The sequence below is a fragment of the Streptomyces sp. NPDC046465 genome (assembly GCF_040646035.1).
Classification (GTDB): Bacteria; Actinomycetota; Actinomycetes; order Streptomycetales; family Streptomycetaceae; genus Streptomyces.
In genome coordinates this window covers 223,648-236,536 of the sequence record NZ_JBEYZK010000005.1, presented here as the reverse complement: position 1 = coordinate 236,536, position 12,889 = coordinate 223,648, and the positions used below count along the sequence as shown (strand labels likewise).

Genomic DNA, 12,889 nt, shown 5'->3' with positions numbered 1-12,889 from the left:
TGGATGCCGAGTCTCGCACGGTGGCTTTCCCGGGGCGGATCCGGCGGGAGTGGTGCGGAATCGGGTGTGCACGGGGTCCGAGAGTGTCGTACCGTAGATCAGTCCCTGCGCCGGAGTCTTCGGCGGCAGTGTTCGGACTTCCTGTTCCGCGATCTTGAGGTGATTTCATCCACCAGGCCCTGTAGCCGTCCGCGTTTCCCCGCGTTCTGATTTCTTCGAATGTGTCCGGGGGCGGACGTCGCGCTGGCCTGAGTTGCGTCACCCTCCCCCGTAGATCCCTGTTGTTCCCCGGGTGCAGCTCTGCCGTCTGCCCCGGGTTTCGTGTTGTCCGACCCCGGCACGGCTGACGGCGAGCTCCCCCGATTCCCTGAATCAGGAGTCCCACCGTGGCTTCCCCCGCGCTCGAGAACGAGCCGCAGCACACCACCGAACCCTCGGCACACGCCGCGTCCGGCACCGACTCCACGATGGCCATGGCTGCCAAGATCGCCCTCGTGGTGGTCCTGGTGGCCGAGTTGATGGACGTCCTGGACCAGTCGGTCGTCCTGACCGCGATCCCCACCCTCCAGCAGTCCCTCGGCGCCTCCCCTGCCGCCGTGCAGTGGCTGACCGCAGGCTACGCGCTGACCCTCGCCCTCGGGCTCATCACCGGCGGCAGGCTCGGCGACGCCTACGGACGGCGCAGGATCTTCCTCATCGGCACCACCGTGTTCACCCTGGCCTCGCTGTTGTGCGGCCTCGCCACCGGTGCGGGCATGCTCATCTCGGCGCGTGTCCTCCAAGGCGGCGGAGCCGCGGTGATGATCCCGCAGATCCTGGCGACCCTCCACGTCACCTTCGACGCCGCTGACGCCAGGCACCGCAGCCGGGCCTTCGCCCTCTACGGCGCGGTCCTCTCCGTCGGCGCCGTCCTTGGCCCGGTCCTGGGCGGCGTGCTCACCGAGGCCGATCTGCTCGGACTGGGCTGGCGGCCGATCTTCCTGATCAACGTGCCCATCGGCCTCGCCGTGATCATCCTCGGACGGAAGTTCATCACTGAGTCGACCGCCCCGAAGGCCGCGCGCCTGGACCTCACCGGCATGCTGCTGTCCGCGTCGGCCGTGGTGCTGATCGTCTTCCCGCTCACCGAGGGGCACACCCACCACTGGCCGCTCTGGTCCTTCGCCATGCTCGGCACAGGTCTCCTCGTCCTGGGCGTCTTCGTGCGCCATCAGCGCGGGAAGAAGACCCCGCTCGTCGCCCTGTCCCTCTTCGAGAACAAGGCGTTCTGCGGCGGCCTGGCCGCGCAGATGCTGATGGGCCTGCTGTCCGGCTTGTTCTTCATGACCTGGACGCTGTACCTCCAGCGGGGCCTCGGCATGAGCCCGCTCCAGGCGGCAGCAGCCTTCGTGGTCATCGCGTGCGGTGAGATGGGCGGTGCGGTGATCGCCATGAGGACCACGGGGCGTCACGGGCGCCGGGTGCCGCAGGCCGGAGCCCTGTTCGCCGTCGCCTCGATGGCGCTCTACGGGCTCCAGATCAGCGACCGCCAGGACGACCTCACCCTCGTGGCGATGGCGGTCCCGCTCCTGCTGCTCGGTCTGGCCTTCGGCACGATCGGCGGGCCGCTCGCCGACATGTCCCTCGCCGAGGTCCCGCACGAGAACGCCGGATCGGCCTCGGGCCTGTTCAACACCGCGGTCCACCTCGGCATCGCCCTCGGTACCGCGCTGACCGCCCTGGTGTTCTTCTCGGCCACGGGCGGATCGCCCGCCGCCGCGGCCCACCGCGACGCGTTCACCGGCGTGCTCCGGTGGGTCGGCGGCGCCTTCGCCCTGATGTGGGCCCTGATGTTCTGCCTGCCGAAGCGCGCGAACAGCCGGGCCGACTGATCCATCCCTTCGTGAGGTGTCGTCAGGCCACCCAGCGCGGACGCCCCGCGGCGGGCGTCGGCAGGGGATCGTCGGCGAGGGCGGTCGCCAGGCGGCGCACCGCCTCGCGCAGGGTGTCGGGCGAGGCCGTGTACGGGATGCGGAGCCGCTGCTCGAAGACGCCGGGGTCGGTGGCGAAGCAGGAGCCGCTCTCGATCCGTACGCCGTGCGCGAGCGCCCGCTCGGCCAGCGCCGAACCGACGGGTTCGCCCAGGTCCACCCAGAGCGACAGGCCACCGGGCGGCAAGCGCCAGCTCCACTCGGGCAGGTGTTCGGCCAGGGTGGCAGCGAGCGCGGCGCGGCGTACACGCAGCTCTGCCAGGCGGGTCGGCAGCAGTTCGTCGGCCCGGTCGAGGAGGTCGAGGGCGAGGAGTTGGTCGAGGACCGAGCCGCCCATGTCAGTGGCGACGCGCTGCCCCGCGAGTTCGGTGACGAGCTGCGCGGGGGCACGGAGCCAGCCGATGCGCAGGCCTGCCCAGTGGGTCTTGCTCATGGAGCCGATGGTGATGAGCTGACCGGCGGCGCCCGGGGCGGCGTGCGAGGCGAAGGGCGGCGGCGCCGGAACGTCGAGGGCGAGCTCGGCGAGGGTCTCGTCGACGAGAAGCCAGGACCCGGTCCGCTGGGCGGCGCGCAGTATCCGGCCCCGCGCGTCCTCGGGCATGAGGCAGCCCGTCGGGTTGTGGAAGTCCGGGATCAGGTAGGCGAGTTGTGGCACCGCCTGCCGGAAGGCCGACTCGACGACGTCGACGTCCCAGCCCTCTTCGGTGACGGGCACCGACAGCGTGCGCAGCCGGCCCCGGCGCATGGCCTCCAGGGCGTTCGGGTAGGACGGGTTCTCGGTCAGGACGCGGTCGCCGGGCCGGCCCAGGAGGCCCAGTACGAGGGTCAGCGCGTGCTGGGCGCCCGAGGTGACCAGGATCTGCTCGGGCACGGTGGCCAGGCCCCGGCGGGTGAAGCGCTCGGCGACGGCGGCCCGGAGTTCGGGCAGGCCGTACGGGTGGTAGCCGGACGTGTGCGCGTGCGCCGCGAGCTGTGGGGCGACCCGGGCAAGGGCGTCGGTGAGCTCCTGTTCCGCCAGGCCGGGGGCGGCCCGGGCGAGGTCGATCGCGGTGTCCTCGGCCGCGAGGAGTCGCCGGACACCGCTCGGGGCGCGGCCCGCGGGCAGCGCCGTCCAGGTTCCGGCGCCCTGCCTGCTGTGGGCGTAGCCGCTCTCCCTCAGCAGGTCGTACACGGCGGTGACGGTGGTCCTGCTGGTGTCGAGGGCGGCGGCGAGCTCGCGTTCGGCGGGGAGCCTGACGTGCAGGGCGATGCGGCCGTCCAGGATCAGTTCGCCGATCGCCCGCGCGAGGTGGCGGTAGGCGGGCCGCACCCCGGCCGGGTCGGGCAGCATCGCGGCGAGCTGCCCGCTGCCCAGCGTCCGGCTTGGGCGGCCCGCCATCTCCCCCACGGGCCGCTCGGGGTTCGCGTCGACCACACCATTCTCCCGGGATTGGCCGTGTTTTCCAGGCCAATCACTCTACAGAGTGGCCGAAATGGCTTCGAAGGCGCGTCAAGCCCCCCTCGAAGCGCGCACATGCATACACGCACACCCCCGCACACCCGCACCCCCACATACACGCACGCCCGCACACCGGCACGGAGGCCATCCCGCATGCGGCAGAACATCTCGTACGTCCCGTTCCGCGAGCACCCGTCGAGACGTCTGCCCCAACTCCTCCTCGGCCTCGCCCTGTACGGCTTCAGCCTCTCCGTCCTGGTCCGGGCGGCCCTTGGCGTGAATCCGTGGAGCGTTCTGTACGAGGGCCTCGAGCGCCGCACGCCGCTCAGCTTCGGCACGATCAGCGCCGTCCTCGGCGTGCTCGTCCTGCTGCTGTGGATCCCGCTGAAGCAGCGGCCGACGTTCGGCACCTTCGCCAACATCGCCGTGCTGGCCGTCTCTTCCGACATCGGCCTGCTCGTCCTGCCCGCGGACCTCGGGCTGCCCGCCCGGGCCGGTCTGCTCGTCGGCGGAATAGTCCTCAACGGCCTCTCCGTCGCCGTCTACGTCGGCGCGCGCTTCGGCCCCGGGCCCCGGGACGGGCTGATGACCGGTGCGGCCGCCGTGACCGGCGGTTCGCTGCGGCGGGTCCGCACCGTCATCGAGCTCGCCGTGCTCTCCGTGGGCTGGCTGCTCGGCGGGACCGCGGGCGCCGGAACGGTGCTGTACGCCGTGGCGGTCGGCACCGTCACCCAGTTCTTCATGCCGTGCTTCGCCTACCGGAGCCCCGGCGACGCGCCGCGCGCCTCAGTCCGCGCAGACTGACGCGAGCGCCCGGCCCAGAGCGACGGAGTGCAGGGCGTCGAGCCGGTCCGCGTGCCGCACGTGTACGGCGGCGACGGTCAGCGCTCCCCCGCAGTACGGCGCCGTCCGCGCGCCGGGGGACGCGGCGATGCCCCGCACCAGCTCGCCGTTGACGCGGTTGATCTCCTTGCGGACCTCGCCGAGGTCGGGCCGCTCCGTCGGGGCCCCGGACGGGTCGGCGTCCCAGCGGCGGAACAGCCCGCGCTGGACGACCTTGTTGGCCTCGATCTGGTCGCGGAAGATCCGCACGGTCGCCGCCGGATCGGCACCGGCCTCGGCGGCCTGTTCGGCGACCGCCGCGAGGACCTCCCGCTCACGGGCCGGGTCGTCGATGGGGCTGTCCGTGCCGTACTTGGCCGCCGCGACGAGGTCGGCGGTGGCCAGGCGCTGTGCGGACAGGTCGGCGAGGGGGCGCAGTTGACCGTAGGGACCCATGGGCGCCGTGGCCCGGGTGGCCGGGGCGGGTTGCCCGGGTCCCGCGGTGGCCGTGCCGCCGCCCGCGAGCAGGGCGGCGGTCAGCGCACCGGCGGTGAGCAGGCGGCGGGCAGGAGTGGCGAAGCGCACGGCGGTTCCCCCAGGGGATCGATGACGGACGTCCGGCGACCGCGCACGGTCGGCGGTCATCGTACGAGCAGGGGGCTCTGCCGCGGACGCCCCGCGCTCGACGACCTCCCGCACTGTCTCCGTACGTCTCCCGTACGTCTCTGTACGTCTCCCGTACGTCTCCGTACGTCTCCCGTACGTCTCCGTACGTCTCCCGTACGTCTCCGTACGTCTGCCGTACGCCTGTCGGGTCAGCCGCTCAGTCCTGCGCGAGGAACCCCGCGACCCGCCGCGCGAACCACTCCGGGTCGTCGAGCCACGGGAAGTGCCCGCCGCCCGGCTGCACTTGGCAGACACCGGCCGGGAAGAGGTCCGCGAGCTCCGCCGCGCGTGCCGGGTTGGGCCCGCCGTCGTAGGCGCCCGCGAGGACGAGCACGGGGGCGGTCATCGTGGCGAGGGCGGCGCGGGTGGCGGGCGGGTCGAAAGAGGCCTCTCCGTAGTACGCCTCGGAGGCCGCCGCGTTCTTCTGGGCCGCGCTCTGGTCCCGGTGGGCCTGCGCCCGCGCGTCCCAGCGGCCGTACATGAGCGGTCCGATGGCCCCCCAGCCCGCGCTGGGCGCGCCGAGCTCGGCGATCTCCCGCAGCGCGGTCTCGACCGCCGGGTACCAGGGTTCGTCCTTGCGCAGCGCGGCCGCCTCGCTGCGGTCCTCGGCGGTCACGGCGCCGCCCACGGCCAGCGTGGCGGGAGTGACGAGGACGAGTGTGCGGATCCGCTTGGGGTGGCGGGCCGCGTACAGCGTGGCGAGGTCGCCGCCGGCGGAGTGGCCGAGCAGGTCGACCTGGTCGAGGCCCAGGTGCTCGCGCAGCGCCTCGATGTCGTCGACGAGCCGGTCGCAGCGGTACGTCGCCGGGTCGGCCGGGACCGATGAGTCGCCGGTGCCGCGCAGATCGAGCAGGATCAGACGGCGGTGTGCGGTGAGGCCGCCGAGGTCTCCGAGGTAGACGGAGGCGCGCATGGGGCCGCCCGGCACACACAGCAGTGGCTCGCCCTCCCCCTTCTCGTGGTAGGCGAGCTCCGTCCCGTCGTACGCGCTGAATGTCGGCATGGGGCTGATCATCACATCCGGCGGCTCGTCCGGGCAACGTGCTCACGGGCGTGGCTCATGACGGTGGCCCATGCCCTTGCGCCCCAGCTCAAAGCAGCTGTGCGCGATCTCTTGACGCCCACTGCCGGGCCTGGATTACTGAGGTCCACAGAAGATCGACGACCGAATGATCGGTCGCCCGTTCAGGACGGGAGCACTCTCTATGACGCGTATGCCGCCACTGCTCGACGCGGCGGAACAGCTCGGCCCCCGCGAGCTCGGGGCCCTGCAGTTGGAACGCCTCCAGGACACCTTGCTGCACGCGTACGAGAACGTCCCGTTCTACCGGGCCGCGTTCGACAAGGCAGGGCTGCACCCCGACGACTGCCGCTCCCTCGCCGACCTCGCGCGGTTCCCGTTCACCACCAAGGACGACCTGCGGGCCAACTACCCGTTCGGCATGTTCGCGGTGGAGCAGTCGGAGGTGCGCCGGCTGCACGCCTCCAGCGGCACCACGGGGCTTCCGACGGTCGTCGGCTACACGGAGCAGGACCTCTCCATGTGGGCGGACGTGGTCGCGCGCTCGATCCGCGCCGCGGGCGGCCGCCCCGGCGACAAGGTCCATGTGGCGTACGGCTACGGCCTGTTCACCGGCGGCCTTGGCGCGCACTACGGCGCGGAGCGGCTGGGCTGCACGGTGATTCCCGCCTCCGGCGGCATGACCGCGCGCCAGGTGAGGCTTATCCAGGACTTCCGCCCCGAGATCATCATGGTGACCCCGTCGTACATGCTCACGCTCCTCGAGGAGTTCGAGCGGCAGGGCGTCGATCCCCGTACGACGTCCCTGCGCGTCGGCATCTTCGGCGCGGAGCCGTGGACCGAGGAGATGCGGAGCGAGATCGAGGAGCGCTTCGCGATCGACGCCGTGGACATCTACGGGCTCTCGGAGGTGATCGGCCCCGGGGTCGCGCAGGAGTGCGTGGAGACCAAGGACGGGCTGCACATCTGGGAGGACCACTTCTACCCGGAGGTCGTCGACCCGATCACGGGCGCGTCGCTGCCGGACGGCGAGCGCGGCGAGCTGGTGTTCACGGCGCTGACGAAGGAGGCCATGCCCGTGATCCGTTACCGGACGCGGGACTTGACGCGGCTCCTGCCCGGGACGGCGCGGGTCTTCCGGCGCATGGAGAAGGTGACGGGCCGCAGCGACGACATGGTGATCCTGCGCGGCGTGAATCTCTTCCCCACCCAGGTCGAGGAGATCGTGCTGCGTACGGCGGGCATCGCACCGCACTTCCAGCTGCGCCTGACCCGTGAGGGCCGGATGGACGCCCTGACGGTGCGGGCGGAGGCCCGGGCGGACACGCCGTCGGCGCGGCGCGCGGCCGCGGCGCGGGAGATCGCGGCGGCGGTGAAGGACGGGATCGGGGTGTCGGTGGGCGTGGAGATCGTCGATCCCGAGACGCTGGAGCGGTCGATGGGCAAGTTCAGGCGGATCGTGGACCTGCGGGACTGAGCGGGCCGCGCGAGTTCCGTGGCTCGTGCGGTCACATCGGGTCGAGCGACACGTTCGGTGGCAGGCAGGGGTCGGCCACGGCGACGGGAGGGTCGGGGCTCGCGGTCGTGGCCGGTGCGGGGGGCGCCTCGTTCGCCTTGGCGACCGCGGCCTCCAGCTGCCTGCGTACGGAGTCGGGCAGGGCGCCTCCCTGGACGGTGCCCACGACGTCCCCGGCGAGGAGGTGCAGCTTGGTGTTGGTGTTCTGGGAGGCGGTGACCAGGACCTCCCAGGCCGCGTCGGGGCTCAGGTTGAAGGACGACATGAGGATGCCGCGGGCGAGGTCGATGGTCGGCCTGGTCTGCATGGCCCGCCGCAGCTGGGCCACCACGGTGTGCAGATGCTGGTCGGGTTCCGTGTGCGTCTTCGTTCCGGACGGGGCCGCCGACGCGGCGTTCAAGGCCTCTTCCTGGGCGGCGCGGGTGAACAGGGCACGGGTACCGGTGAGGTCGAACAGCCGCTCCATCGCGGGGCTCGTGGTGGTGATGACGACGGTCTTGCCCTGCTTCAAGGCCTGTTGGCGGAGGCCGAGCAGCAGGTTGAGGCCGGAGCAGTCACAGAATTCCACGCCGCTCAGGTCCAGTTCGATGCCACGGGCCGCGTGACTGAGCGCGACGTACAGCTCGGGCCGGATCCGCTGGCCCGCGTCGAGGTCGAGGTCGCCCCGCACTGCCACGCTCCGCCTGCCGCCGCCCGGCACGGCGGCGAGCGGCGTCGCCGACGACAGGGGCGGCCGCGGTGCCGGGAGGGGCACTGCTGTGCGGCCGTGATTGCTTCCCTCGCCCGCGAACGGGTCCTGCCCCGCGAAGGGGTCCTGGGGGAACGCAGGCTCCGGCATGGCCTCTTCCTCTCCTCGCTGCCTACCGCCGCTCCTAGGCTGCCCGTAACCCCGCACACACGTCAACTAATACCGGAACCTCCGTACGTGTTTTTGAAACCACGTATTCTTCGTCCTAGAGTGAGGGCATGGATGGAGTGCCCGAGTCACACACCGGATGGACGTTTCTCACCAATCACGCGCGCGTGCTGGCGGTCATCGCCGACGACCACAACGCCCGCATCCGCGATATCGCCGCCCATTGCCGCCTCACGGAACGTGCGGTTCAGAAGATCATCGCCGACCTGGAACAGGACGATTACCTCTCCCACACCCGGGAGGGACGTACCAATACGTACCGGATCAATCCCGGCAAGGTCCTTCGCCACCCCGCCGAGTCCGGACTTGCCGTCGCCTCACTGCTCTCCCTGCTCGTCCGGGACGAAGCCGACCGCACCGGCTCCGGCGAGAACGAAGAGCGGCATCACGCCAGGGCCTGACGCGGGCGACCGGCCCACGTCAGCCGTCAGCTCGCGCCGAAACGCTGCCGCAGCTGCCTCTTGAGGATCTTGCCGCTGGCATTGCGCGGCAGTTCGTCCACGAACAGGACCCGTTTCGGCGCCTTGAAGTGAGCGAGCCTCTCACGTGCGTGGGCAAGGAGCCCGGTCTCGGTGAGCTCCTTGTCGCCACGTACGACCACGGCGGTGACCGCCTCGATCCAGCGCTCGTCCGGCAGCCCGATCACTGCCGCCTCCGCGACGCCCGGGTGCTCGTACAGCGCGTCCTCGACCTGCCGCGACGCGACGAGGACTCCCCCGGAGTTGATGACGTCCTTGACCCGGTCGACGACCGTGAAGTACCCCTCGGCGTCCCGCACCGCGAGGTCACCTGAGTGGAACCACCCGTCGCGGAACGCCTCGGCCGTCTCCTCCGGCTTCTTCCAGTAGCCCTCGCACAACTGCGGTGAGCGGTACACCACTTCGCCCTGGGTTCCGTCCGGCACCTCACGCCCGTCCTCGTCGACGACGCGCGCCTCGACGAACAGGACGGGCCGCCCGCACGAATCCATCCGCCCCTCGTGCTCGTCGGGCCCGAGGACCGTGGCGAGCGGCCCGATCTCGCTCTGCCCGAAGCAGTTGTAGAAGGCGATCCCCGGCAGCCCGGCCCGCAGCCGCTCCAGGACCGGCACCGGCATGACCGACGCTCCGTAGTAGGCCTTGCGCAGCGCCCCGAGGTCGCGGGTGGCGAACCCGGGGTGGTGCGAGAGGCCGATCCACACGGTGGGCGGCGCGAAGAGGCTGTCGGCCCGGCCCGCCTCGACCAGCTCGAAGATCCGCTCGGCGTCGGGCCCGTCGAGGATGGTGTTCTCGGCCCCGACCGCCAGGTAGGGCATGAGGAAGACGTGCATCTGTGCCGAGTGGTAGAGCGGCAGCGAGTGCACGGGCCGGTCGGTCTCCCGCAGGTCAAGGGCCGTGATCGCGCTGACGTACTCGTGGACGAGGGCGCGGTGCGACAGCATCGCGCCCTTGGGCAGTGCGGTGGTTCCGGAGGTGTAGAGCAGCTGCGCCAGGTCGTCGCCGCGGGGCCCCTCGCCGTCGTACGCCGGTGCCGTGGCGAGCCGCGCGAGCAACGAGTCGTCCGCGTCCCGCAGCGCCAGGACGGCCACATCCGCGGGCAGTCGCCCGGCGAGGTCCGGATCGGCCAGCACGAGCGAGCAGCCGGACTGCCGGACGATGTACGCGAGATCGTCGCCGGTCAGGTTCTGGTTGACCGGCACGTGGACAAGCCCGGCCCGCGCGCAGGCGAGGAAGCCGAGCAGGTAGGCGTCGGAGTTGTGGGCGTAGGCGGCGACCCGGTCGCCGCGGGCCAGGCCGAGGCCGCGCAGCGCGCCGGCCGCGCCCGAGACGGCGTCGTCGAGTTCCCCGTACGTCCAGGCCCGTTCGCCGTAGCGCAGCGCCGTGCGCAGCGGTGTGCGGCGCGCGCTGCGCCGGAGGACTCCGTCGACCGTGTTGTCGCGTACACCCGTCATGGCGTGATCCTGTGCGCCGCGCGCCGCCCCGGTCAAGGTCCGGCACACGGAGCGCGCCGAGCGGGATCACAACAGGGCACGCCGAGCGGGATCACAGGTGACCAACCGCTTGGTACGCTCAACCGCTCCTTCCCTGACCCCAGTTGGGAGGCACGATGCGCATCCGCACAAGACGCCCGGCGGCCGTGGCGATCACTCTGCTGACAGCGGTGGCCCTGCTGCCGGCGTCCGGCGCGGGGGCCATGCCCCGAGGCGCCCACCCGTCCGGCGGCGGCCTGCACGCCACGATCCGCTACACCGAGTACGGCATTCCACACATCCTCGCCAAGGACTACGAGAACCTCGGCTTCGGCACCGGCTGGGCACAGGCGGCCGATCAGGTCTGCACGCTCGCCGATGGCTATGTGACCGTCCGCGGCGAGCGCTCCCGGCACTTCGGCGCCGACGCCTCCCCCGGTTCCGCCCTGTCGTCCGCCTCCACGAACCTCGCCAGCGACCTGTACTTCCGCGGGGTGCGGGAGGCCGGGACGGTGGAGAAGCTCCTCGACCGGCCCGCCCCCGCAGGACCGGGCCGCCGGTCCAAGGAGCTCATGCGGGGCTTCGCCGCTGGTTTCAACGCGTGGCTGAAGCAGAACCGCATCACCGATCCGGCCTGCGCGAAGGCCGACTGGGTCCGCCCGATCACCGCTCTCGACGTGGCACGGCAGGGATTCGCCGTACAGGTCCTCGGCGGGCAGGGGCGCGCCATCGACGGCATCACGGCGGCCACGCCACCGGGCGCGACGGGACCGAAGGACGCGCAGGACGCAAAGGACGCGAAGGACGCGACGAACCCCGTACCCGATCCCCGGCGTACGGCGAAGGCCGCCCGCGAGCTGTTCTCCACGCAGGACGCCGACATGGGTTCCAACGCCGTCGCGTTCAGCGGGAAGACCACCGCGAACGGCAAGGGACTGCTCCTCGGCAACCCGCACTACCCCTGGCACGGCGGACGCCGCTTCTGGCAGTCGCAGCAGACCATCCCCGGCGAACTCAACGTCTCCGGCGGCTCGCTGCTCGGCACGAGCGTGGTCAACATCGGCTTCAACGGTGACGTGGCGTGGAGCCACACGGTCGCCACCGGCGTCACGCTGAACCTGCACCAGCTCACCCTGGACCCGGCCGACCCGACCACCTATCTGGTGGACGGCAAGCGGCGGAAGATGATCAGGCGGACGGTCACGGTGCCGGTCGAGGGCGGCGACCCGGTGACCCGCACGCAGTGGTGGACCCGCTACGGCCCCGTCGTCACCGGGCTCGGCCCCCAGCTGCCGCTGCCCTGGTCCCCGACCACGGCGTACGCACTGAACGACCCCAACGCCGTGAACCTGCGCGGCAGCGACACCGACCTCGGCTTCGGCAAGGCCCGCTCCACCGCCGGCATCCTCAAGTCCCTGCGCGAGACGCAGGGGCTGCCCTGGGTGAACACCGTCGCCGCCGACCGTCACGGCCACTCGCTGCTCAGCCAGTCCCAGGTGCTTCCCCGGATCACCGACGACCTGGCGCAGCGCTGCAGCACACCGCTGGGCAAGGCCACCTATCCGGCGTCGGGCGTCGCCGTCCTCGACGGTTCGCGGGGCGCGTGCGCGCTCGGCTCCGACAAGGACGCGGTGCAGCCCGGCATCTTCGGCCCGTCAAGGATGCCGACCCTCAAGGACGCCCCGTACGCGGAGAACTCCAACGACAGCGCCTGGCTGACCAACGCCGACAAGCCCATCACCGGCTACGAGCGGATCTTCGGCACGATCGGCACGCAGCGCTCGATGCGCACCCGGGGCGCCGTCGAGGACGTCTCGGCGATGGCGGAGAAGGGCGGGCTCACGGTCCGCGACCTGTGGCGCCAGCAGTTCGCGAACCGTGTTCCCGCGGCGGATCTGGCGGCCGCCGACACGGCGAAGGCCTGCGCCGCACTGCCCGGTGGCTCGGCAACCGGCACCGACGGCAGGGCCGTTGACGTACGCAAGGCCTGCGACGTCCTGGCCCGCTGGGACCACACCATGGGCACCGACAGCCGCGGCGCCCTGCTCTTCGACCGCTTCTGGCGGAAGCTGACGGCGGCCGTGCCGAACGCGCGGGTCTGGAAGGTGCCGTTCTCGGCGGCCGACCCGGTGCGCACCCCGAACACCCTCGACACGACGCTGCCGGGCTTCAGGACCGCGCTGGCCGACGCGGTGACGTCGCTGACCGCGGCGGACATCGCCCTGGACGCGCCCCTGGGCCAGAACCAGTACGTGGTGCGCGGCGGCGAGCGCCTCCCGGTCCCCGGCGGTACGGAGTCCCTCGGCGTCTGGAACAAGATCGAGGCCGACTGGGACGCCGAGAAGGGCTACACCGAGGTCGTGCACGGGTCCAGTCACATCCAGGCGGTCGGCTGGAAGGCCGGACGCTGCCCCGAGGCTCGGACCCTCCTGTCGTACTCCCAGTCCTCCAACCCCCAATCGCCGCACTTCAGCGACCAGACGAAGCTGTACGCGAAGGAGCGCTGGGTGACCTCGCGCTTCTGCGAGAAGGACATTCTCGGCGACCCGGCACTTGAGGTGGTGCGGGTGCGCGAGCGCCGCTAGGGCCTGT

General features: G+C 71.7%; 10 protein-coding genes. 5 read left to right on the top strand and 5 right to left on the bottom strand.

Annotation, left to right across the window (positions count from 1 at the left end):
* Positions 1 to 386 precede the first annotated feature (386 nt).
* Positions 387 to 1,871 carry an MFS transporter gene (locus ABZ953_RS10280; RefSeq protein WP_361719787.1) on the top strand — a complete coding sequence of 495 codons (1,485 nt, stop codon included), beginning with the start codon at positions 387 to 389 and terminating at the stop codon, positions 1,869 to 1,871.
* Positions 1,872 to 1,893: 22 nt separating this feature from the next.
* On the opposite strand, the gene ABZ953_RS10275 is transcribed toward ABZ953_RS10280, so the two are convergent.
* On the bottom strand, positions 1,894 to 3,348 hold the full coding sequence (locus tag ABZ953_RS10275; protein WP_361720177.1) for a PLP-dependent aminotransferase family protein: 1,455 nt from the start codon (positions 3,346 to 3,348) through the stop codon (positions 1,894 to 1,896).
* A gap of 213 nt (positions 3,349 to 3,561) precedes the next feature.
* Here ABZ953_RS10275 and ABZ953_RS10270 point away from each other — a divergent pair, with 213 nt between their 5' ends.
* The gene (locus ABZ953_RS10270) at positions 3,562 to 4,212 is read left to right on the top strand and encodes a hypothetical protein (protein WP_361719784.1); all 651 of its coding nucleotides are present in this window, start codon (positions 3,562 to 3,564) and stop codon (positions 4,210 to 4,212) included.
* Here the strand turns inward: ABZ953_RS10270 and ABZ953_RS10265 are convergent.
* Positions 4,195 to 4,815, bottom strand: a complete 621-nt coding sequence (locus tag ABZ953_RS10265) for a chorismate mutase (protein WP_361719781.1) — start codon at positions 4,813 to 4,815, stop codon at positions 4,195 to 4,197. The genes ABZ953_RS10270 and ABZ953_RS10265 overlap by 18 nt on opposite strands.
* A gap of 238 nt (positions 4,816 to 5,053) precedes the next feature.
* On the bottom strand, positions 5,054 to 5,899 hold the full coding sequence (locus tag ABZ953_RS10260; protein WP_361719778.1) for an alpha/beta hydrolase: 846 nt from the start codon (positions 5,897 to 5,899) through the stop codon (positions 5,054 to 5,056).
* Between the two features lie 211 nt (positions 5,900 to 6,110).
* On the opposite strand from ABZ953_RS10260, the gene paaK reads away from it, so the two are divergent.
* Entirely contained in the window at positions 6,111 to 7,394 is a 1,284-nt protein-coding gene (gene paaK / locus ABZ953_RS10255; RefSeq protein ID WP_361720174.1) for a phenylacetate--CoA ligase PaaK, read from the top strand.
* 31 nt (positions 7,395 to 7,425) lie between these two features.
* On the opposite strand, the gene ABZ953_RS10250 is transcribed toward paaK, so the two are convergent.
* Entirely contained in the window at positions 7,426 to 8,271 is an 846-nt protein-coding gene (locus ABZ953_RS10250; protein WP_361719776.1) for an anti-sigma factor antagonist, read from the bottom strand.
* Positions 8,272 to 8,399: 128 nt separating this feature from the next.
* On the opposite strand from ABZ953_RS10250, the gene ABZ953_RS10245 reads away from it, so the two are divergent.
* Positions 8,400 to 8,750, top strand: a complete 351-nt coding sequence (locus ABZ953_RS10245; protein WP_361719773.1) for a helix-turn-helix domain-containing protein — start codon at positions 8,400 to 8,402, stop codon at positions 8,748 to 8,750.
* Between the two features lie 26 nt (positions 8,751 to 8,776).
* On the opposite strand, the gene ABZ953_RS10240 is transcribed toward ABZ953_RS10245, so the two are convergent.
* Positions 8,777 to 10,279: an acyl-CoA synthetase gene (locus tag ABZ953_RS10240; protein ID WP_361719770.1), complete on the bottom strand. Its 1,503-nt coding sequence runs from the start codon at positions 10,277 to 10,279 to the stop codon at positions 8,777 to 8,779.
* Between the two features lie 155 nt (positions 10,280 to 10,434).
* Between ABZ953_RS10240 and ABZ953_RS10235 the strand changes: the two genes are divergently transcribed.
* Positions 10,435 to 12,882, top strand: coding sequence for a penicillin acylase family protein (locus tag ABZ953_RS10235; protein ID WP_361719767.1), 2,448 nt, complete (start codon positions 10,435 to 10,437; stop codon positions 12,880 to 12,882).
* The last annotated feature ends 7 nt before the right edge of the window (positions 12,883 to 12,889 follow it).